Genomic DNA, 21,102 nt, shown 5'->3' on the forward strand with positions numbered 1-21,102 from the left:
CCGGCGACACGTCCGGCGGGCGCACGGTGCGGCTGGCGCGCCCGGTGCCGCCGCGCGGCCACCATTCCTCGATGCGCTCGGCCGCCCAGTCCTTGCCGGCCAGGCCGAAGGCCAGCGCCAGTGCGAACACCACGCCGCCCAGGATGATCAGGAAGCTCTGGCGCACGATGTCGCCGCCGATCTTGACCTGGTCCAGCGCAATCAGCATCACGAACAGCAGGATGGCGCCCTGCACCACCTTGCCCAGCAGGGGCGCGTCCTGCATGTGCTCGCTGCGGCCGTAGCCGGTGACCGCATCGCCCAGGAACTTGGCGAAGTAGGCGCCGAAGGCGAGGATGAGCAAGGCCACGAACACATTGGGAATGAACCACAGCACCCGCCCCACCAGGTCGGCCACGTAGGTCAGGCCCAGCGCGTTGATGGCCACCGTGAGCCCGACCAGGATCACCAGCCAGTAGGCCAGTGCGGCGAACACCGCGCTGGCGTCCACCGCCATGCCGCCCTGGCGCAGGAAGTTGTCCATGCCCGAGCGCTCGGTGAGCACCTGGAAGTTGATGGCATGCAGGCCGCGCACCACCGTGTATCGCACCACCTTGGCCAGCAGCCAGGCGGCCAGCACCGCCGCCACGGCCAGCAGCACGCGCGGCATGTAGGCACCGACCTGCACCAGGAAGGCGCGCAGCGGCTCCAGTTGAAATGAAAGGCTGTCCATGTGGAAGTTCCTCCTCTTGCGCCCGATGGCCTAACGCGAGGCCCGCTCGACCATGGCCAGGATCCCCTGCAGGGGCACGGCCAGCCAGTCGGGGCGGTTCTCCATCTCGTAGCGCAGCTCGTAGTACGCCTTCTCGAGCTCGAACAGCGCGAGCAGCTGCGGGTCGACCGCCTCGGGCCGCAGCTGCAGCGCCGCGGTGTAGCCCTCGAGGAAGGCGTGGCTGGTCTGCTGCACCCAGTCGAGCGCGACGGCGCCCAACCGGGCCAGCTCGTCCGCGTTCTGCGCCTCGCGCCGCAGCGCACTCCAGCGGGCGTAGTCGAAGGAGCGCAGCATGCCGGCCACGTCGCGCAGCGGCGAATGCTTGGCGCGCCGCTCGGGCAGCGGCCGGGCCGGCTCGCCCTCGAAGTCGATGATGAAGAAGTCGTTGAAGGCCACCAGCACCTGGCCCAGGTGGTAGTCGCCGTGGTAGCGCGAGCGGTAGTGCGCGCCGCCGGCATTGAAGCGCATGGCATCGACGAAGTTCTCGATGCGCTGGGCGCCCGCCAGCAGGCGTTCGATGTCCTGCTGCGCCGCCGTGGGCAAGGCCGCGGCGCGCTCGCGCAGCAGGGCCAGGGTGGCGCGGCCGTCCTCGCGCACGGCGTTGCGCACCGCTTCCAGGTCCTGGGCGCTCATCGGCTCGGGATCGAAGTCGGGGTTGCCGCTCTGGATGGCCAGCGCGTTGTGCAGCTGCGCCGTGCGCTGGCCCAGGATGTGGACGAGGGCCAGGAAGGCGCCGTGCGGGTCGGCCCGCGCGTCGCCGCCGTCGGTGTCGCGCGCCTCGGCCAGGTAGCGCTCCAGGTAGGCCAGCGTGTAGCTCCAGCCGTCGCCCTGGTTGACCACGTAGGCCTGCAGCAGGCCCAGCGTGCCCACGGTGCCGTCGGCCGCCTCGTACTCGATGGCGCCCAGCACCGGCACCGAATTGGCGAAGCCCGCCACCTCGGTCAAAAAGCGCCCCATCTCCAGCTCGGGGTTGATGCCGGGGCGGATCTGCCGGTAGCCCTTGAGGAACAGGCTCTCGTTCAGCATCACCACCGTGTTGCTGCTCTGCGCGGTGGGTGGGCTCACCGGCAGCGCGTCGATGTCCTGGCCGGCCAGCTCGCCCACGCGCTGCGTCGCGCGGAAGTGCAGCCGGCCGCCGGCTTCCGTCGGCAGCGTGGTGCCTTCGAGCATGGCGCGCACGATGGCGCGGCAGAAGGCCTCGTCGAAGAAGGCATCGCCCATCAGGCCCACGTTGGCCTGCTGGCGGATCTTGGCGATGGCGGCGCGCTCCAGGCATTTGACGCGCTCTTCCTCGCCCTCTTCCCAGGCGATGGCCAGCGGCATGAAGTAGGTGGCGGGCTCGGGCGGGCCTTCCAGGTCCAGCAGCGGCAGCATCCAGCGCTTGCCGCCGCCGGCCGCCGCCGCCGCTGCCGATTCGAAGATGGCATGGTCGCGCAGCACGGCGCGCGTGACGATGGAACTCTTGTAGCCGTACCAGCGCTGCACCTGGATGTGCGGCGGCAGCGTGTCGCGCTCGAACTGCTGGCGCAGGCGGTCGGCAAAGCCGATGCGCCAGGGCATGACCTTGTCTTTGAACAGGCTCGTCCAGCCGTCGAACAGCACCAGCACCGGCCGATCGCGCAGGCCCACGCTTTCCTGGTGCCAGGTGGGCACCGGCGCCTCTTCGGCCAGGCGGAACCAGTAGAAGCCGTGCGAGGGCAAGGTCAACAGGTACGGCAGCTCGCCGATGGGCGGGAAGGAGGTGCGCCCGAGCATTTCCACCGGCACGCGGCCCTTGTAGGCCGAAAGCTGAAGCTCCACCGGCTGGGCAGCGCGCGAGAGGTTGAACACGGCCAGGATGACGTCGCCGTCATGCTCGCTGATGTAGGCCAGGATCTTGCGGTTGCCCGGCTTGAGGAAGGTGCGCTGTCCGCGGCCGAAGGCGCGGCTGGTCTTGCGCACGGCCAGCATGCGGCGCGTCCAGTGCAGGAGCGAGCTCTTGTCGCGCAGCTGCGCCTCGACGTTGAGCGCCTCGTAGCCGTAGATGGGGTCCATGATCGGCTGCAGGTACAGCCGCTGCGGGTCGGCGCGCGAGAAGCCGGCGTTGCGGTCGGGGCTCCACTGCATGGGGGTGCGCACGCCGTTGCGGTCGCCCACGAAGACGTTGTCGCCCATGCCCAGCTCGTCGCCGTAGTAGATGATGGGCGAGCCGGGCATGGACAGCAGCATGCCGTTCATGAGGCGGATGGCCTCCTTGTTGTTTTCCATGAGCGGCGCCAGGCGCCGGCGAATGCCCAGGTTGATGCGCGCCTGCAGGTCCGCCGCGTAGGTGGTGTACATGTAGTCGCGCTCGCGGTTGGTGACCATCTCCAGCGTGAGCTCGTCGTGGTTGCGCAGGAAGATGGCCCACTGGCACCCTTCGGGAATGTCGGGCGTCTGCTGCAGGATCTCGACGATGGGGTCGCGGTCTTCCTGGGCGATGGCCATGTACATGCGCGGCATGAGCGGGAAGTGGTAGGCCATGTGGCACTCGTCGCCCTCGCCGAAGTACTCGCGCACGTCTTCGGGCCACATGTTGGCCTCGGCCAGCAGGAAGCGGTTCTCGTAGTTGGCGTCGATGGCGGCGCGCAGCTTCTTGATGACCACATGGGTTTCGGGCAGGTTTTCGTTGCTGGTGCCGTCGCGCTCCACGAGGTAGGGAATGGCGTCGAGCCGGAAGCCGTCCACGCCCATGTCCAGCCAGAAGCGCATGACGCGGAAGACGGCCTCGAGCACTTCGGGGTTGTCGAAGTTCAGATCGGGCTGGTGGCTGAAGAAGCGGTGCCAGAAATAGGCCTTGGCCACCGGGTCCCAGGTCCAGTTGGATTTCTCGGTGTCGGTGAAGATGATGCGGGTGCCCTGGTAGAGCTCGTCGGTGTCGCTCCACACATAGAAGTCGCGCTCGGGCGAGCCCTTGGGGGCCTTGCGCGCGGCCTGGAACCACGGATGCTGGTCGGAGGTGTGGTTGATGACCAGCTCGATGATCACCCGCAGTTCGCGCTGGTGGGCTTCATCCAGCATTTCGCGAAAGTCATCCAGCGTGCCGTACTGCGGGTTGACGCCTTCGTAGGCGGCGATGTCGTAGCCGTCGTCCTTGAGCGGCGACGGGAAAAATGGCATGAGCCAGATGGTGTTGACGCCCAGCTCCTTGACGTAGTCGAGCTTGCTGGTCACGCCCTTGAAGTCGCCGATGCCGTCGCCGTTGGAGTCGTAGAAGGCCTTGACGTTGAGCTGGTAGATCACGGCGTCGCGATACCACGTGGGGTCGCCGCGGGTATCAATTTCTGTGGTTTCGAGGGCAAGACGTGGCAGGGGTCCGCTCATGGGGGGCTCCTCTTTTGGTGCTCTTGTGTCTTGTGAGGGTGGCGCGCAGGGAAAGGCCTGTGTGCCCCGGCCCCGCAGCGCGCCACTCGTGCGGTCGGCTTCGCCGACTGCCCTGCGCTGCTCGCGGAGCCGGCCCTGCGGCAGAACTCGCTGCGTTCACTTCGTTCACTGCGCTCAAACAGCTGCCGCAAGCTAGATGACGAAGCTTGTGTGTGTCCTTCGGCACACACAAGCGGGCCGGCTCCGCTGCGCTGCTCGGCGCCCGAGAGGCGCGCTGCGGGGCCGGGGCCCACAGACCTTTGCCAGGACACGTCGTGCGGGATTTCGGTCGTGCAACGCGGAGCTGGTATGGCAAACGAACGGCCGCATCCCCGTGTTTGACGCCGTTGGAACTGACACAACGTCTCCAGGCGTGGCTCGGCAGGCCCTTGGGGCCGGGGGCGACTTCCGGGGCGGCGAGGAGCGGAGCGCCGGGGGCTTGCTTGTGTGTGCCGAAGGACACACACAAGCTTCCACATCTGACTTGCGGCAGCTGTTTGAGCGTAGCGACGCAGTCGCGCAGCGAGTTCTGCCGCACAAGCCCCCGGCGCGAGCACCGCAGCGGAGTCGATGCCGAAGGCATCGACCGCCCCGGTACGAGCCCCCGGCCCCAAGGGCCTGCCGAGCCACGCCCACCCCGAACGCATCCAGGGCACCCAAAACCCAGGCAGCAACGAATCAAGCTTTGCGAACTCGTTCATGGCGTCCGCAGCCTTATTGGAAATAGTCGAAATCGCGCTCGTCGCGAAGACGCCGCCGCACCGACATCACATGTGCCGGCAGCCGGTGCGGATCGAGCAGGATGTAGTGATGCCGCCCGCGCCAGACAAAGCGCTGATCGGTCAGCAGGTCGTGCATCTGAAAGGGCTGGTCCTCCTCGATGCCCAGCTCGCGCGGATCCAGCGCAAGCCAGCCGGTCTGCGTGTTCCACGGGTCCAGGTTCACGACGGTGACGATCACGTTGGTGCCGTCTTCCGACTGCTTCATGTAGGCGATGAGGTGGTCGTTGTCGATGTTCAGGAACCTGAGGCTTCGGTTGTCCTGCAGCGCCTCGTTGGCGCGCCGGATCTCGTTGATGCGGGTGATGAGCGGGCGCAGCCCGGCGTCGGGCGACCAGTCCCAGTGGCGCAATTGGTATTTCTCGGAATCGACGTATTCCTCGGCCGCGATGCCGTTGGTGACGCGCGGCAGGTACTCCATCAGCTCATACGCCGGCCCGTAGATGCCGTAGTTGGCCGAGAGCGTCGCGGCCAGCACCAGGCGGGACTTGAACACCGCCTCCTGCCCGCCCTGCAGGCTGGCGTGCAGGATGTCGGGCGTGTTCGGCCACACGTTGGGCCGGAAGTAGTCCACGCCGGGCGGCTCGGTCAGCTCGGTGAAGTATTTCGTCAGCTCTTCCTTGCTGTTGCGCCAGGTGAAGTAGGTGTAGGACTGCGAATAGCCCAGCTTGGCCAGCCGGTGCATCACCTTGGGCCGGGTGAAGGCCTCGGCCAGGAAGATCACGTCGGGGTGCTCGCGCTTGACCTCGCCGATGGTCCACTCCCAGAAGGCGAAGGACTTGGTGTGCGGGTTGTCGACGCGGAAGATCTTCACGCCCTGCGCGATCCATACGTCGATCACGCTTTTCAGCTCGCGCCACAGGTTCTGCCAGTCCTCGCTCTCGAAGTTGAAGGGGTAGATGTCCTGGTACTTCTTCGGCGGGTTCTCCGCGTATTGCACGGTGCCGTCGGGCCGCCAGCGGAACCAGGACGGGTGCTCCTTCACATAGGGGTGGTCCGGCGCGCACTGGAAGGCGATGTCCATCGCGATCTCCACGCCCAGCTGCAGCGCGTCGGCCACCAGCGCCTGGAAGTCTTCCAGCGTGCCCAGCTCGGGCAGCAGTGCCTTGTGGCCGCCCTCCTCCGCGCCGATGGCCCAGGGGCTGCCCACGTCGCCGGGCTCGGCCACCAGCGTGTTGTTGCGGCCCTTGCGCTGCACGCGCCCGATGGGATGGATGGGCGGCATGTACAGCACGTCGAAGCCCATGGCCGCCACCAGCGGCAGGCGGGCCGCCACGTCGCGCAGCGTGCCGTGCACGCCGGGCTCGCCGCCGGCCGAGCGCGGGAACAGCTCGTACCAGCTGCTGAAGCGGGCGCGCAGGCGCTCCACCACCAAAGGCAGCTCGGCGCCATAACTCACTTGCAACTGCCGGTCCGGAAAGCGGCGAACGGTGGCGGTGCGCTGTTCATCCAGCGCCAAGGCCTTGAGCGCGGCGGTGTCCATGTCGGCATCGGCCGCGCCGGCGTCCAGCGCGGCGGCCCAGGCTTCCAGTTCGTCCCGGTCGGAGCCGCTGGCCCGCGCCGCGGCGGCGCGGATGTCCTGCGCGCCCACGCGGGCCGCAATGCGGATGTCCTGCGGCTCGATGCGCCGCTCCATCTCGTGGTGCCACGACTCGAAGGCATCGACCCAGGCCACCACCGTGTAGCGGTAGCGGCCCGGCGCCGGCGCGACGAAGCTGGCATGCCACTCGTCGTTGTAGCGCAGCTTCATCGGCAGCTCTTCGCGGCGGGTGCTGCCTTCCTTCCACCACTGCAGCATCACGCGGGGCACGTCGTGGCCGTCGGTGAAGACATGCGCCTCGATGGCCACGCATTCGCCCGCCACCCGCTTGACGGCGAAGCGCCCGCCGTCCACCACCGGCAGCACGGCATCGACCACCGCACGCGCTCGGCCGTCGGCTGCGTCCAGCGCGTGCGGTGCGCGCGGGTCCGCGTCGGCTGCCGCGACGTCCTCGGCCCCGGTGCAGCCCACGATGGCCTCGCGAAGAAAGGACAGGCCCTTGCTAGGAGGCATCGCGGTCCTTCTTCAGGTAGAGCACCGACAGCGGCGGCAGCGTGAGGCACAGCGCGTGCTTGCGGCCGTGGGCCTTCATGGGTGCGGCGCGCACCGCGCCCAGATTGCCCCAGCCGGCGCCGCCGAAGGGCTCGGCATCGCTGTTGAGAATCTCGCGCCAGGTGCCGCCGCCGGGCACGCCCAGGCAGTGGTTCTGGCGCGGCTGCGGCGTGAGGTTGCACACCACCAGCACCGGCTCGCCCCGGCGCGGCTTGCGCAGGAAGGCGATGATGCTGTGGGTGCGGTCGCTGGCGTCGATCCATTCGAAGCCGTCGCCCTCGAAGTCGATCTCGTGCAGCGCCGGCTCGGTGCGCAGCAGGTGGTTGAGCTCGCCCACCAGGTGCTGCACGCCCGCATGCTCGGGCCGCTCGGCCACCCACCACTCCAGCTCGCCCTCGTGCGTCCATTCGCGCCGCTGCGCAAACGCGCCGCCCATGAACAGCAGCTTCTTGCCCGGATGCGCCCACATGTAGGCCAGCAGCAGCCGCAGGTTGGCGAACTGCTGCCACGTGTCGCCGGGCATCTTTCCGATGAGCGAGCCCTTGCCGTACACCACCTCGTCATGCGAGAGCGGCAGCACGAAGTTCTCGTGGAAGGCGTAGACCAGCGAGAAGGTCAGCCGGTCGTGGTGGTGCGTGCGGTACAGCGGGTCTTCGCGCCAGTAGGCCAGCGTGTCGTGCATCCAGCCCATGTTCCATTTCAGGCCGAAGCCCAGGCCCCCCATGTCGGTGGGCCGCGACACCTTCGGCCAGGCGGTCGATTCCTCCGCCACCGTGAAGGTGTCGGGGTGCTCCCGGTACACGGCGCGGTTGAGTTCCTGCAGGAAGTCGATCGCCTCCAGGTTCTCGCGCCCGCCGTGGCGGTTGGGAATCCACTCGCCGTGGCTGCGCGCGTAGTCGAGATAAAGCATCGAGGCCACCGCGTCGACCCGGATGCCGTCCAGGTGGTAGTGCTCCAGCCAGAACAGGGCCGACGAGATGAGGAAGCTGCGCACCTCGTTGCGCCCGTAGTTGAAGATGGCCGAGTTCCACTCCGGATGAAAGCCCTGGCGCGGGTCCGCATGCTCGTACAGCTGCGTGCCGTCGAAGTGGGCCAGCCCGTGCGCATCGGTCGGAAAGTGCGAAGGCACCCAGTCCAGCAGCACGCCGATGCCGCGCTGGTGCAGGTGATCCACCAGGTACATGAAGTCCTGCGGCGTGCCGTAGCGGGCGGTGGGCGCGAAGTAGCCTGTCGTCTGGTAGCCCCACGAGCCGTAGAAGGGGTGCTCGGTGATCGGCATCAGCTCCACATGGGTAAAGCCCAGCCGCGCCGCATAGTCGGCCAGCTCGTGCGCCAGTTCGCGGTAGTTCAGCGGCTCGCCGTCGCGACGGCGCCAGGAGCCGGCGTGCACCTCGTAGATGGAGACCGGCGCGTCCAGCGCATTGGCCGCGCCGCGCCGCAGCATCCAGCCGCCGTCGCCCCACGCGTAGTCGAGCGACCAGATGCGCGAGGCGGTCTGTGGCGGGCGCTCGGCGTACAGGGCCAGCGGATCGGCCTTTTCGAGGATGCGCCCGCTCCTGGTGCGGATGCGGTACTTGTAGGCATGGCCCAGGCGCGCATCGGCGCAATGCGCCTGCCAGATGCCGGTGCCGTCCCAGCGCGGCGACAGGGGCTCGGCCTCGTGCTGCCAGCTGTTCCAGTCGCCCATCACCCAAACATGGGTGGCGTTGGGTGCCCACACGCCGAAGGTGGCGCCCTCGCCGTCCGCGTCCAGCTGGCACCCCAGGCAGCGATACAGCCCGGCATGCGTGCCCTCCCGAAACAGATAGGCGTCTGTCTCGCCGAAGACTTCCGGCAGAACGGGACTCTCGTGCGCATTTGCCACACCGCTAGTTCTAGTGCCGCCGGCGCTGGCGGCGCGCAGGACGAAACCGCCGACATCGTGTCGGACACGGCTCACGCGGCAGGCGTGGCTGCCGGCCTACATGGGCTGGCCCGGCCGAAGGCCATGCTGGGCCCAGCATGCGCTCGTCGTTCCGCCCCGCCCGGCTTGCCGCGCTCCTTTTCCTTGCCGCCGTGCTGGGGGCCGGCTGGGCACTGCATGCAGGGTGGATTGCCGTTCCGGCACGCTACAACCCCTGGGCCGAGCTGGATCCCGCCGAGGCGCCCAACCTGCTCACCCGCATCAAGCTGGAGCGCGCGCAGCGCAATGCGGGCCGGTGCATGGCGCTGCTCGAATCCGCGGGCGCACGATTCGAGCGGGTGCCCGACCGCGTCCTCGGCGAGGGCTGCGCGCTGAACAATGCAGTGCGCCTGCGCGGCGCCGAGGACCTGGCGCTGAGTTCGCCCGCGCTGCTGAGCTGCCGCGCGGCCCTCGCCTTCGCCCTGTGGGAACGCCACGTGCTGCAGCCGGCCGCCGCCGAGCAGCTGGGCACGCGCATCAGCCGCATCGACCACCTGGGCAGTTATGCCTGCCGCAACGTGGTGACCGGCCGGCCGCCGGCCGAAGGCGGCCCCGGCCGACGCAGCCGCCATGCGACCGCCGACGCACTGGACGTGGCGGCCTTCGCCCGAGCCGACGGCGGGCATGCCGTCGTCAACATCAGCCGCGACTGGGCGCCCACCACCGACCCTGCCAAAGCTGGCTCGAAGGCGGTCTTCCTGCGCAAGGTCCACAAGGGCGCCTGCGGCCTGTTCGACGGCGTGCTCGGGCCGGACTTCAATGCGTTGCACGCCGACCATTTCCACCTGGAGGTGGGTGGCTGGCGCAGCTGCCGCTAGGTTCGCGCGCCCGCGTCCGAGCGCGCGGCCGCCTGCCAGGCGCGTGTTCAGACCTGAGCAGGTACGGCCGCACCCACCTGCTGATAGACCGCCATCTCGAAGCCGATGAGCGTCTCGACGACCTGCGCGTCGAAGAAAGGCAGCAGCTGCGTCATCAGCACGCCGCCGATTCGCTTCGTGCGATCGATCCAGTAGTAGGAGTTGAAGACCCCCGCCCAGTCGCCGGTGCCGGCGCTTCTCATGCCCGGCAGGTCCGCCAGTGTGAGGTGGAAGCCCAGGCCCCAGCTTTGCGGCACCGGCAGCGCGGGCACGTCGTTCGACAGCTCGGGCACGGTGGACTTCATCAGCGCCGGCACCTGGATCTCGCCCAGGTGGTTGCGCAGGGCCATCTCCACGGTCGCGCGGTCGAGGATGCCCCCGCCGTCGTCGAGCCATGCCTGCATGAAGCGGCCGTAGTCCTGGATCGTTCCGTACGAGCCGTGGCCGCCGGCCTCCCACTCGGACGTTGGCGGTAAATCCAGCCGCGAAGGCGCCAGCGAACCATCCGGCTGTCGCTGCATCACGCGCAGCAGCCGGGCCCGCTGCTCCGCGTTGGGCTTGAAGGTCGTGTCGGTCATGCCCAGCGGACCGTACACATGCTCCTGCAGGTAGCTTTCCAGGCCCTGGCCCGACAGCTTCTCGACCACGAGTCCGAGCCAATCGGTGTTGGTGCCGTACTCCCAGGTTGTACCCGGGTCGCTCACCAGCGGCACGTGCAGGCTGCGCTTCAAGCCGGTGAGCACGTGGGGCTCGCCCGTCACCTCATGGAAACGCTGCAGCTTCTCGCTGAGGAAGAAGTAGCCCAGGCCGCCGGAGTGCGTCATCAGCTGGCGCACCGTGGCCTGGCTGGCGGGCGGACGCAGGCGCGGCGTGTCGCCGTCGAAACCGTCCAGCACCTGCAGCGCGCCGAACTCCGGCAGGATCGACTCGACGGTTGCGTCCAGCTCGAGCTTTCCGCGCTCGACGAACTGCAGGGCGGCGGTGGTCGCCACCGCCTTGGTCATCGATGCATTGCGGAACATCGTGTTCTCGTGCGCCTCGCCGGCCGCATGATGGAACAGCGGCCCGCCCGGGCCCACCACCATCGCCGCGATGCCGTGCACGGCACCGTTGGAAACCGCGCCGTCCAGCAGCGCCTTGATCGCCGATCCGTCAAAGGCCATGGTTGTCTCCTTCGCCGGGCTGGGCGACCCAGCGCGTTCGAATCTTGTGCGCGCAGGCGGGTACTGTCAAAGCCGATCACGGGTTTGTACGGTTGTCCAAGGAATTTGGACAAGTGTTCAATATCCTCCGATGAGCCCCCGCCCGTCTGCCGCGCAAGCACGCTCCGCACGTGCCACCTCGTCCTTGCCCGAGGCGCCCCGTATCGACCGGCGCCAGGCCATCCTGCTGGCGGCCGAGCGGCTGTTTTCCAGGCACGGCTACCACGCGGTGAGCCTGCGGCAGATCGCCGACGAGGCCGGCGTGCCGCTGGCGCTGGTGGGCTACTACTTCGGGCCGAAGAACGCATTGTTCGAAGCCATCTTCGAGCAGTGGAACCACACCATCGAAGAGCGCCTGGCCGCGCTGGCAGCGGTGCGCATCGACCCGGCCAGCGCGCAGACCCTGCCGCGCATCATCGAGGCCTTCATCGACCCGGTGCTGCAGCTGCGCGCCAGCGCCGAGGGCGAGTACTACGCCCTGCTGGTGGCGCGCGAGCTGTCGCATGCCACCGACGAAGCCGACCGCGTGCTGCGCCGCTACTTCGACCCGCTGGCCATCGCCTTCATCGACGCGCTGCAGCGCGCCCTGCCCCATGCCACGCGCGGGCAGGTGGCCTGGGGCTACCAGTTCGCGCTGGGGGCATTGCTGCACCACCTGACGGACACCCGCGTGGAGCGCCTCTCGGGCGGCGAAGACCATGCCGCCGACCCCGGCGCGGGCACGCTGCTGCGCAACTTCATCGTCGCCGGGCTGCGCGGGGCGCTGCCGCGGCCTCGCGCCACATCATCGTCATCCATCCCCACCAAGAGCAAAACCAGGAGACAAGCTTCATGAAGAGCATCCAACGACGCACCCTGCTCACCGCCATGGGCGCCGCGGCCGCCGTGCACGCACTGCCGGTGCGCGCGCAGGACAGCAGCAAGATCGTGTTCGGCTACACGGCGGTGACCGATTTCGCCTCGGTCTTCGTCGCGGCCGAGGAAGGCTATTTCAAGAAGCGCAACCTGGACGTGGAATGCAAGTTCATTCCGCTCAACTCCACCATTCCCGCCGCGCTGCAATCCGACTCGCTGCAGATCGGCGGGCCCACGCCCTCGGTGTTCCTGCAGGCGGTCGACGGCGGCCTGGACCTGCAGGCCGTGGCCGGCGGCGGCCTCACCTCCAAGACCATCACCGGCTTCGGCCTGGTGGCGCGCGCCGGCTCCAACATCAAGTCCGCGCAGGACTGCGTGGGCAAGAAGATCGGCGTGCCGGGCCTCGGCGCCTTCCTGCACGTGACCTTCCGCGCCTGGCTCAAGGACAGCGGCGTGGACTGGCGCAAGGTCAACTTCATCGAGGCCGCCTTTCCGCAGCATGCGGACCTGCTGCGCGGCGGCTCGGTGGACGCGGTGGTGTCGGCCGACCCCTTCATGAGCCGCATCACCGACAGCGGCGCGGGCTACGTGGCGTCGTACTACTCGACCTTCCTGCCCGAGAACAAGCACACCATCGTGCACGTGGCCAAGCGCGAGTGGGTGCAGAAGAACCCGGCCGCGGCGAAGAGCTTTCGCGAAGCGGTGCAGGAAGGCGCCGCCTTCATGCAGCAGCCGAAGAATGACGCCAAGGTGCGCGCCAGCATCGGCAAGTACATCAAGCTGCCGGCCGACGTGCTGGCCAAGGTGCAGATCTCGCCGCCCGGCCCCACGGTGAGCGAGCAGCAGCTGGCCTACTGGGTGGGCCTGATGAAGGAGCAGGACATGCTCAAGACTTCCCTCGACATCTCCCGGCTGATCGTCAAGTGAAGCCCAACGACCTGCCCGCGGGCGTGGCCACGGCCGAGCCCTTCCTGCGCTTCGACGGCGTGTCGATCCGCCTGGGCGGGCGCGAGATCCTCTCGCCCACCAGCTTCGACGTGGCGCGGGGCGAGTTCGTCTGCATCGTGGGGCCCAGCGGCTGCGGCAAGACCACGCTGCTGCGCGCGGCCAGCGGGCTGGTGGCCGCCAGCGCGGGTGAAGTGCGGCGCAAGGGCCGCGCCATGGTCGAGCCGTCGCGCGAAGTGGCCTTCGTGTTCCAGGACTACGGCCGCGCCCTGCTGCCCTGGCGCACGGTGGAAGGCAACGTGAGCCTGGCGCTGGAGGCCGCCGGCGTGCCCGCGGCCGAGCGGCCGGCGCGCATTGCCGATGTGCTGGGCAAGGTGGGCCTGGCGAGGCATGGGCAGAAGTTTCCGGTGCAGCTGTCGGGCGGCATGCAGCAGCGCGCGCAGATCGCCCGGTGCCTGGCGCAAAAGCCCGAGCTCATGATGATGGACGAGCCCTTCGGCGCGCTCGACGCCCTCACCCGCCAGAGCCTGCAGGACGAGCTCGCGCGCCTGGTGCGGGACGACGGCCTCACGGTGCTCTTCGTCACGCACGACCTGGAGGAAGCCATCTACCTGGGCGACCGCGTGATCGCGCTGCAGGCCAATCCCGGCCCGGGCCGCCCCAGCCTGGCGCGCATGATCGAGGTGGCCATACCGCGCCCGCGCGACCAGCTCTCGACCAAGGAGCACCCCGAGTTCCTGCGGCTGCGGCGCGAGCTGTTCAACTTCATCGAGCAGGGCCATGACTAGCGACAAAGGCGCACTGTGGCGCGCCGTGCGCCCCTGGATCTTTCCGCTGGTGCTGCTGGGCGGCTACGAAGCCTATGCGCGGCGCGCCTCGGCACTGGGCAGCGATGCACTGGCCCCGCCCAGTGCGGCACTGCACGCCTTGGCCGGCGCGGCCATGGACGGATCGCTCTGGCAGGCCACCGGCTTCACCCTCGGCACCGCCGCGCTGGGCCTGCTGGTGGGCGCGGGCCTGGGCACCCTGCTGGGCATCGTGCTGGGCCTGTCGCGGCGCGCGGCCGGCGTGAGCTTTCTCACCGTCGAGGTTTTCCGGCCCGTGCCCTCGGTGGCGCTCATTCCGCTGGCCATGCTGATGTTCGGCTTCGGCCTGCGCATGGAGGTGGCCATCGTCGCGTTCGCCACCTTCTGGCCCTTGCTGCTCTTGGTGCAGGCGGCGGTGCAGCAGGTGGAGCCGCGCCTGCTGGAGGTGAGCCGCGTGCTGGGCCTGTCGCGCCGCGAGCGCGCCTGGAAGATCGTGCTGCCGGCCATCGTGCCGCGCCTGTTCGTGGCGCTGCGCCTGGGCGTGGCGGTGGCGCTGGTGGTGGCCGTGACGGTGGAGATTGCCGCCAACCCGCACGGCATGGGCTACGCGATGATGATCGCGCAGCAGAGCTTCGACCCGGCGCTGATGCTGGCCTGGCTGGGCTGGATCGGCGTGGTGGGCGTGGCGGTCAATGCGCTGATGCTGCAGTTGCAGCGCAAGGTGGCGCGCCGCATGGGAGCCGTGCTGTGAGCGCGCGCACCACGACCGGCTCGACGTGGCTGGGCTCCATCGCACTGCTGGCGGCACTCGTCGCGCTGTGGTGGGTCGCGAGCAACGCAGGCTGGGTCAGCCGCGTGTTCCTGCCCACGCCGCAGGCCACGCTCGCCAGCCTGGCCGAAGGCCTGCGCGCGGACCTGCTCGACTTCACCTGGGCAACAGTCAGCCGCATGCTGCTGGGCTGGCTGCTCGCCTCGCTGGTGGGCGTGGCGCTGGGTGCGGCCATCGGCGTCTCGCCCACGGTGCGCGCCTGGGTGCAGCCCACGCTGGAATTCATCCGGCCGCTGCCGGCCTCGGCCTTGCTGCCGCTGGCCATTTCCATCTTCGGCCTCAGCCCCGGCATGGTGCTGTTCGTGGTGGCCTTCGGCGCCATGTGGCCGGTGCTGCTGGCCACGGTACACGGCTTTGCCACGGTGGAGCCTCGCCTGGGTGAAGTGGCCCGCTGCCTGCAGATGCCGCGCGCCGCCTTCGTGTGGAAGGTGGGCCTGCCCAACGCCATGCCCGACATCCTGGCGGGCATGCGGCTGGCGCTCACCATCTCGCTCATCGTCGCGGTGGTGGGCGAAATGATCGCCTCGCAAAGCGGCCTGGGCCAGGCCATCCTGCTCGCGGCGCGCGCCTTTCGCGCGAGCGACCTGTTCGCCGGCATCGTGCTGCTGGGCCTGATCGGCTTCGCGAGCAACGCGCTGCTGGCCTTGGCCGAAAAGAAGCTGCTGCGCTGGCAGCGGCCCTGACACCAAACACAACCCTGGAGAACAACATGCCCCGCAAATTCGTCGACCTGTCGATCTTCCTGGAAAACGACGTGCTGAGCGACCCGCCCGCCTTCGCGCCCAAGATCGAGTACTTCACGCACGAGAACACCTTTGCGCAGATCGAGCCCTTCTTTCCGGGCCTCAAGAAGGAGGACCTGCCCGACGGCGAAGGCTGGGCGGTGGAGCTGGTGCAGCTGTCCACCCACAACGGCACCCACCTGGATGCGCCCTACCACTTCCACTCCACCATGGATGCGAAGAACGGGCAGAAGAAGCCCGCCATCGCCATCCACGACGTGCCGCTGGAATGGTGCTTCCAGCCCAGCGTGAAGCTGGACTTTCGCCACTTCGAGGACGGCTACGTGGTCACGGCCGAGGACGTGGAGGCCGAACTCAAGCGCATCGGCCACACGCTGGCGCCGCTGGAGATCGTGGTGGTCAACACCCGCGCCGGCTCGCGCTACGGCCACAACGACTACGTCTCGGCCGGCTGCGGCATGGGCTACGAAGCCACCATGTACCTGCTGGAGCGCGGCGTGCGCCTGACCGGCACCGACGCCTGGAGCTGGGACGCGCCCTTCGTCCACACGGCGAAGAAGTACGGCGAGTCGCACGACGCCTCCCTCATCTGGGAAGGCCACAAGGCCGGCCGCGACATCGGCTACTGCCACATCGAGAAGCTGCACAACCTGGAATCGCTGCCGGCCGACGGCTTCTACATCAGCTGCTTTCCGCACAAGATCCGCGGCGCCTCGGCCGGCTGGACGCGCGCGGTCGCGATCTTCGACGACGCGCTGATGGCTTCGGGCAAGTAGATCCATGAGCCCGATCGACCACACCCACGACGCCAACGCGCGCAGCTGGCTGGCATCGGCCAACGCGGCGGGCACGGACTTCCCGATCCAGAACCTGCCCTTCTCGGTGTTCCGCCGCGGCGGCACGCAGGAGGCCTTTCGCGGCGGGGTCGCCATCGGCGACCAGGTGCTGGACCTGGCGGCGCTGGCCGGCACCGGCGCCTTGCAAGGCCCCGCACTGCAGGCTGCACGCGCGGCGGCGCAAGCCGCGCTGAACGACTTCTTCGCCCTCGGCCCGGCCGCCTGGCGCGCGCTGCGCCATGCCTTGTTCGCGCTGCTCAAGGACGACGCGCCCGCGCAGACGGCCCTGGTGCGTGACTGCCTGGTGCCGCAGCGCGAGGCGGAACACACCGTGCCCGCGCGCATCGGCGACTACACCGACTTCTACACCTCGCTCGACCATGCGGTGAACTGCACGCGCCTGATGCTGGCCGACGGCGACGTGACGCCCAATTTCCGCTGGCTGCCCATTGCGTACCACGGCCGCGTTTCCACCATTGGAGTGAGCGGCCAGCAGTTCCGCCGCCCCATGGGCCAGGTGATGCCGCCGGGCGCCAAGGCACCGGTCTATCAGGCCTGCGCCCGCATGGACTACGAGCTGGAGCTGGGCATCTGGATCGGCCAGGGCAATGCGGCGGGCGAGCCCATCGACATCGCGCAGGCCGAACAGCACATCTTCGGCATCTGCCTGCTCAACGACTGGTCGGCGCGCGACATCCAGGTATGGGAAATGGCGCCGCTCGGCCCCTTCCTGGCCAAGAACTTCGCCACCACCATCTCGCCGTGGATCGTGACCCTGGACGCGCTGGCGCCTTACCGCACGGCATGGCCCCGGCCCGCCACCGACCCGCAGCCGCTGGCCTACCTGGATTCGCCCGCCAACCGAGAGGCCGGCGCCATCGACATCCGGCTGGAGGTCTGGCTGGAAAGCCAGCGTGCGCGCCGCGAAGGCCGTGGCCCCGCGCGCCTGTCGTCGACCAGCTTCAGGCACCAGTACTGGAGCGTGGCGCAGATGGTGGCGCACCACACCGTGGGCGGCTGCGTCCTCAACCCCGGCGACCTGCTGGGCAGCGGCACCATCTCCGGCCCCGGGCCCGGCGAAGCGGGCGCGATGATCGAGCTGGCCTACGGCGGCACCCGGCCCGTGCCGCTGGGCGACGGCGAGGAACGCGGCTTCCTGCAGGACGGCGACGCCGTGATGCTGCGCGGCTGGTGCGAAAAGCCCGGCGCGGCGCGCATCGGCTTCGGCGAAAGCCGCGGGCAGTTGCTGCCGGCTCGATCGCAAGCCCCCGTCTGACCTTGCCGGCAATGCTTTGAGCGTATCCTGCGCTGGGAGACCATTGCTGGAGAAGGAATGAACGACGACCACCAGGCGCCCGAGGTTGGCGACGCCGCGCATCGCGCCCTGCTCCAGACGGGCGTTCCCGGACTGGACGACATCCTGGGCGGCGGCCTCACGCCGGATCGGCTTTATCTTCTTGAAGGTGCGCCCGGCGCGGGCAAGACCACCGTCGCCGTCCAATTCCTGCGCGAAGGCGCCGCGCGCGGGGAGTCGGTGGTGTACGTCACCCTCTCGGAGACCAAGGCCGAGCTCGACGGCGTGGCGCTCTCGCACGGCTGGGACATCAGCGGCATTGCGGTGCTCGAAATGCTGCCCCCGCAGGACGCGCTGGAACCGGACGAGCAGCACACGATGTTCCACCCCTCCGAGGTCGAGCTCGGCGAGACCACCCTGCGCATCCTGGCCGATGTCGAGAAGCTGAGGCCGTCCAGGGTGGTGTTCGATTCGCTGTCCGAACTGCGGCTCATGGCCGGCTCGTCGCTGCGCTACCGGCGCCAGATACTGGCACTCAAGCAGTTCTTCGCGGGCCGGATGTGTACCGTCCTGCTGCTCGACGACCTGACCGCCGTCGACCAGGACCTGCAGGTCCAGAGCATTGCCCACGCGGTCATCCGGCTCGAACAGCAGCACCCCGACTACGGCACGTCTCGGCGCAGGGTCGTCATCACCAAGTACCGCGGCCAGCAGTTCCGCGCCGGCTTCCACGACTACAAGATCGTTCGCGGCGGCCTGCAGGTCTTTCCAAGGCTCGTGGCGTCGGAACACGCGGCGAACGTGGCCCAGACGCGCATTCCCAGCGACCTGCCAACGCTGGACGAACTGCTCGGCGGCGGTCTCGAAAAGGGCACCAGCACCCTTTTCGTCGGCGCCCCCGGCACGGGCAAGTCGAGCGTGGCGGTGCAGTTCGCCATTGCGGCGGCCCGACGCGGCGAGTGCTCCGCGCTGTTCCTCTTCGACGAAAGCATCAACACGCTGTGCACCCGATGCAAGGGCATGGGCATGGATATCGCCCGCTATATCGATTCAGGGCACATCCGCGTGCGCCAGATCGATCCGGCGGAGCTGTCGCCGGGCGAGTTCGTCCACGAGATCCGCCTCGCGGTCCAGCAGCACGGTGCCAGCATCGTGGTGATCGACAGCCTGAACGGCTACCTGAACGCGATGCCCGACGAACGGTTCCTGATCGTCCAGCTGCACGAACTGTTGACCTACCTCGGCCAGAACGGCGTGGCCACCATGCTCGTGGGCGCGCAGCACGGGCTGATCGGCATGCAGATGCAGACACCGGTCGATGCCAGCTACCTGGCCGATGCGGTGGTGCTCCTGCGCTACTACGAGCTCGATGGCGAAGTGCGGCAAGCCATCTCGGTGCTCAAGAAGCGAGGGGGCGCGCACGAGCGGACGATCCGTGCCTTCTCGCTGGCCTCGGACGGCGTGCACGTCGGCGAGCCGCTGCGCAACTTTCGCGGCATCCTCACTGGCGTGCCGGTGCCCATCGATGGCGTTCGGTCGGCATCGTGAGCGCATCGCCGACCGATCTGGAATTTCGCGTCCTGCTGCGGACGGCGACCTCCAAAGACGCCCAAGTCGCCAGTGCCGTGCTCGAACGGGCACAACTGCATGCGCATGCGTGTGCCGACATGGCCGAACTCACGCACGAGCTGGCCCAAGGTGCCGGTGCGCTCCTGGTGGCCGAAGAAGTCCTCACCGTTGCCGCGATCGCGCAGTTGAAGTCCGCCCTGGAAGTGCAAGGCCCCTGGTCCGATGTGCCGCTGCTCGTGCTGGCCCGCCAGGGTGCCGATTCGCGCGCCATCGCGAAGGTGATGGACGAGTTTGCCAACATCACGGTCATCGAGCGCCCGATGCGCGTGTCGGCGCTCGTGAGCGCCCTGCGCACCGCCTTGCGCTCGCGCCGCCGCCAGTACGAAATCCGCGGCCTGCTCGAGGGCCTGCGGGAAGCCGACCAGCGCAAGACCGAATTCCTCGCCACGCTGGCGCATGAGCTGCGCAATCCGCTGGCGCCGCTCAGCACCGCCCTGTCCTTGCTGTCGCGCAAGCGGCTCGGCCCCGACGAGTCCGACCGGTACTTCGAGCTCATGCGCCGGCAGGTGGACCACATGGTGCGTCTGGTGAACGACCTGATGGAGGTGTCGCGAATCACCCGCGGAAAGATCGAGTTGCAGATGCGCCCTGTGCTGCTCGATGCGGTGATCGATGACGCCATCGAACTGAGCCGGCCGTTCATCGAGCCCGCGGGCCATGTGCTGTCTGTCGAGATCGCCGCCGAACCGCTCGTCGTGCATGGCGACGCGGTCCGGTTGACGCAGGTCTTCTCCAACCTGCTGAACAACGCGGCCAAGTACACGCCCGCCGGTGGACGGATCCACGTGCTTGCCCGGCGTGACAACCGCCAGGCGGTCATCGAGGTCAGCGACACCGGCACCGGCCTGGCGCCCGACACGCTGAACTCGATCTTCGAGATGTTCGCGCAGGTGAGCGGAACCGCCAGGGTCGCACAGGGCGGACTCGGCATCGGCCTGACGCTGGTCAAGAGCCTGGTCGAGCTGCATGGCGGCAGTGTCGAGACCACCAGCGAGGGCCTGGGCCGGGGTGCCACGTTCACCGTGCGGCTACCGCTGGAAAGGAGTGCGCCGGGGGTCCCGACGGGCAGTGCCGGCGCGCTCAACCAGCCGGGGGCGCCGCTCGAACGCGTGGTGCTCGTTGTCGACGACAACCGGGATGCCGCGGACAGCCTGGTCGAGCTGTTGAACGCGATGGGCGCCACCACGCTCGTTGCCTACAACGCGGAGGATGCGCTGCAACAGGCGCGCTCCTGCAAGCTCGACTTGGCCGTGCTCGATATCGGAATGCCGGGCATGGACGGTTGCGAACTGGCGCGGCGTCTTCGGGCCGAGCCCGGCGGCGACGCCATCACCTTGATCGCGCTGACGGGATGGGGCAGCGAGGAATACAAGGAACGCATCGCCGCGGCGGGGTTCGACCGCCATCTGCTCAAGCCACTGAGCCTGCCGGACCTGATGGCTGTGCTCCGCGCGCAATGAGTTCAGCAAGGCATCAGCCTTGTTCCACAGCAGAACGGCGGCGCGGGTTTCCGCTTGTGGTTTACTCCAGCCCACCATGGAACTGAGGCAACTGCGCTACTTCGTGAAGGTCTGCGAGCTGCGCAGCATGGGGCGTGCCGCGCTCGAGCTCGACCTGGCAACCTCCGCCCTCAGCCAGCAGATCAGCCGCCTGGAAAGCGAGCTGTCCACGCGCCTGCTGCGGCGCAGCTCCACGGGCGTCACGCCCACCGATGCCGGCCTCGCCTTTCTCCAGCAGGCCCACCTCACGCTGCGGCATGCCGACGAAGCGGTGCGCGCCGCGCAGCAGGCGCGGCTGTCGGGCCACGTCAGCATCGGCCTGCCGCCCACCACCTCGTCCGTGCTGGGCGTGCCCTTGATGCGGGCGATGGCCGAGCGCTATCCGGATGTCCGCCTGCACCTGGTGGAGGCGCTGTCCGGCCACCTGGCGTCCATGCTCAATTCGCGCCAGCTCGACCTGGCGGTCGTGTTCCAGGCGGACACCGCGCGCCGCTGGAGCGTGCTGCCGCTCCTGGGCGAAAAGCTTTTCGTCATCGGCCGTGCCGACCTGCCCGGCATGCCCGCCGGCCGCCAGGTGCGGCTCGCGCAGCTGGGCGCGCTGCCGCTGATCCTGCCCAGCGCCTCGCACGGGCTGCGCGCAACGCTCCAGGCCGCCTTCGCCC

Annotated in this window: 16 protein-coding genes; 11 read left to right on the plus strand and 5 right to left on the minus strand. The window is 68.8% G+C overall.

All coding sequences use genetic code 11. From position 1 onward, the window contains the following. The 4 genes from VSO01S_RS20980 to glgB form a co-directional block, all read right to left on the minus strand. Positions 1–712: mechanosensitive ion channel family protein (locus VSO01S_RS20980; RefSeq protein ID WP_068644750.1), on the minus strand; the 712-nt coding region annotated here is incomplete at its 3' end. Between the two features lie 30 nt (positions 713–742). Next, the gene (gene treS, locus VSO01S_RS20985) at positions 743–4,093 is read right to left on the minus strand and encodes a maltose alpha-D-glucosyltransferase (protein ID WP_068644751.1); all 3,351 of its coding nucleotides are present in this window, start codon (positions 4,091–4,093) and stop codon (positions 743–745) included. A 753-nt stretch (positions 4,094–4,846) separates the two neighbouring features. Continuing rightward, positions 4,847–6,964 carry an alpha-1,4-glucan--maltose-1-phosphate maltosyltransferase gene (locus tag VSO01S_RS20990; RefSeq protein ID WP_084242014.1) on the minus strand — a complete coding sequence of 706 codons (2,118 nt, stop codon included), beginning with the start codon at positions 6,962–6,964 and terminating at the stop codon, positions 4,847–4,849. Further along, positions 6,954–8,867 (minus strand): 1,4-alpha-glucan branching protein GlgB, encoded by a 1,914-nt coding sequence (glgB, locus tag VSO01S_RS20995; RefSeq protein WP_245684278.1) that lies wholly within the window; start codon positions 8,865–8,867, stop codon positions 6,954–6,956. The genes VSO01S_RS20990 and glgB overlap by 11 nt, the downstream gene beginning before the upstream one ends. A gap of 137 nt (positions 8,868–9,004) precedes the next feature. On the opposite strand from glgB, the gene VSO01S_RS21000 reads away from it, so the two are divergent. After that, positions 9,005–9,763, plus strand: a complete 759-nt coding sequence (locus VSO01S_RS21000) for an extensin-like domain-containing protein (RefSeq protein ID WP_068644752.1) — start codon at positions 9,005–9,007, stop codon at positions 9,761–9,763. A gap of 47 nt (positions 9,764–9,810) precedes the next feature. On the opposite strand, the gene VSO01S_RS21005 is transcribed toward VSO01S_RS21000, so the two are convergent. Continuing rightward, positions 9,811–10,965, minus strand: a complete 1,155-nt coding sequence (locus tag VSO01S_RS21005; protein ID WP_068644753.1) for a serine hydrolase domain-containing protein — start codon at positions 10,963–10,965, stop codon at positions 9,811–9,813. Positions 10,966–11,095: 130 nt separating this feature from the next. On the opposite strand from VSO01S_RS21005, the gene VSO01S_RS21010 reads away from it, so the two are divergent. The 10 genes from VSO01S_RS21010 to VSO01S_RS21055 form a co-directional block, all read left to right on the plus strand. After that, positions 11,096–11,839 carry a TetR/AcrR family transcriptional regulator gene (locus VSO01S_RS21010; protein WP_068644754.1) on the plus strand — a complete coding sequence of 248 codons (744 nt, stop codon included), beginning with the start codon at positions 11,096–11,098 and terminating at the stop codon, positions 11,837–11,839. Beyond that, entirely contained in the window at positions 11,836–12,786 is a 951-nt protein-coding gene (locus tag VSO01S_RS21015) for an ABC transporter substrate-binding protein (protein ID WP_068644755.1), read from the plus strand. The genes VSO01S_RS21010 and VSO01S_RS21015 overlap by 4 nt, the downstream gene beginning before the upstream one ends. Before the next feature lie 23 nt (positions 12,787–12,809). Next, a complete protein-coding gene (locus VSO01S_RS21020; RefSeq protein WP_153305353.1) occupies positions 12,810–13,592 on the plus strand; it encodes an ABC transporter ATP-binding protein in 783 nt (260 codons plus the stop codon). Next, the gene (locus VSO01S_RS21025; protein ID WP_068644757.1) at positions 13,585–14,361 is read left to right on the plus strand and encodes an ABC transporter permease; all 777 of its coding nucleotides are present in this window, start codon (positions 13,585–13,587) and stop codon (positions 14,359–14,361) included. Before VSO01S_RS21020 ends, VSO01S_RS21025 begins: the two co-directional genes overlap by 8 nt. Then, positions 14,358–15,122, plus strand: a complete 765-nt coding sequence (locus VSO01S_RS21030) for an ABC transporter permease (RefSeq protein WP_068644758.1) — start codon at positions 14,358–14,360, stop codon at positions 15,120–15,122. The genes VSO01S_RS21025 and VSO01S_RS21030 overlap by 4 nt, the downstream gene beginning before the upstream one ends. 26 nt (positions 15,123–15,148) lie before the next feature. Then, on the plus strand, positions 15,149–15,958 hold the full coding sequence (locus VSO01S_RS21035) for a cyclase family protein (protein WP_068644759.1): 810 nt from the start codon (positions 15,149–15,151) through the stop codon (positions 15,956–15,958). A gap of 4 nt (positions 15,959–15,962) precedes the next feature. Continuing rightward, positions 15,963–17,294 carry a fumarylacetoacetase gene (fahA, locus tag VSO01S_RS21040; protein ID WP_068644760.1) on the plus strand — a complete coding sequence of 444 codons (1,332 nt, stop codon included), beginning with the start codon at positions 15,963–15,965 and terminating at the stop codon, positions 17,292–17,294. Positions 17,295–17,351: 57 nt separating this feature from the next. Next, a complete protein-coding gene (locus VSO01S_RS21045) occupies positions 17,352–18,860 on the plus strand; it encodes an ATPase domain-containing protein (protein WP_068644761.1) in 1,509 nt (502 codons plus the stop codon). After that, positions 18,857–20,401 (plus strand): hybrid sensor histidine kinase/response regulator, encoded by a 1,545-nt coding sequence (locus tag VSO01S_RS21050; RefSeq protein WP_068644762.1) that lies wholly within the window; start codon positions 18,857–18,859, stop codon positions 20,399–20,401. Before VSO01S_RS21045 ends, VSO01S_RS21050 begins: the two co-directional genes overlap by 4 nt. 76 nt (positions 20,402–20,477) lie before the next feature. Beyond that, positions 20,478–21,102: LysR family transcriptional regulator (locus VSO01S_RS21055; RefSeq protein ID WP_068644763.1), on the plus strand; the 625-nt coding region annotated here is incomplete at its 3' end.

It is taken from the genome of Variovorax soli NBRC 106424, from assembly GCF_001591385.1.
Lineage (GTDB): Bacteria > Pseudomonadota > Gammaproteobacteria > Burkholderiales > Burkholderiaceae_C > Variovorax > Variovorax soli.

What these genes read in the sequence shown, in the direction of transcription:
- treS (WP_068644751.1), bottom strand. Translation starts at nt 4,093, where the DNA reads ATGAGCGGACCCCTGCCACGTCTTGCCCTCGAAACCACAGAAATTGAT.
- VSO01S_RS20990 (WP_084242014.1), bottom strand. Translation starts at nt 6,964, where the DNA reads ATGCCTCCTAGCAAGGGCCTGTCCTTTCTTCGCGAGGCCATCGTGGGC.
- VSO01S_RS21000 (WP_068644752.1), top strand. Translation starts at nt 9,005, where the DNA reads ATGCGCTCGTCGTTCCGCCCCGCCCGGCTTGCCGCGCTCCTTTTCCTT.
- VSO01S_RS21005 (WP_068644753.1), bottom strand. Translation starts at nt 10,965, where the DNA reads ATGGCCTTTGACGGATCGGCGATCAAGGCGCTGCTGGACGGCGCGGTT.
- VSO01S_RS21010 (WP_068644754.1), top strand. Translation starts at nt 11,096, where the DNA reads ATGAGCCCCCGCCCGTCTGCCGCGCAAGCACGCTCCGCACGTGCCACC.
- VSO01S_RS21015 (WP_068644755.1), top strand. Translation starts at nt 11,836, where the DNA reads ATGAAGAGCATCCAACGACGCACCCTGCTCACCGCCATGGGCGCCGCG.
- VSO01S_RS21025 (WP_068644757.1), top strand. Translation starts at nt 13,585, where the DNA reads ATGACTAGCGACAAAGGCGCACTGTGGCGCGCCGTGCGCCCCTGGATC.
- VSO01S_RS21035 (WP_068644759.1), top strand. Translation starts at nt 15,149, where the DNA reads ATGCCCCGCAAATTCGTCGACCTGTCGATCTTCCTGGAAAACGACGTG.
- fahA (WP_068644760.1), top strand. Translation starts at nt 15,963, where the DNA reads ATGAGCCCGATCGACCACACCCACGACGCCAACGCGCGCAGCTGGCTG.
- VSO01S_RS21045 (WP_068644761.1), top strand. Translation starts at nt 17,352, where the DNA reads ATGAACGACGACCACCAGGCGCCCGAGGTTGGCGACGCCGCGCATCGC.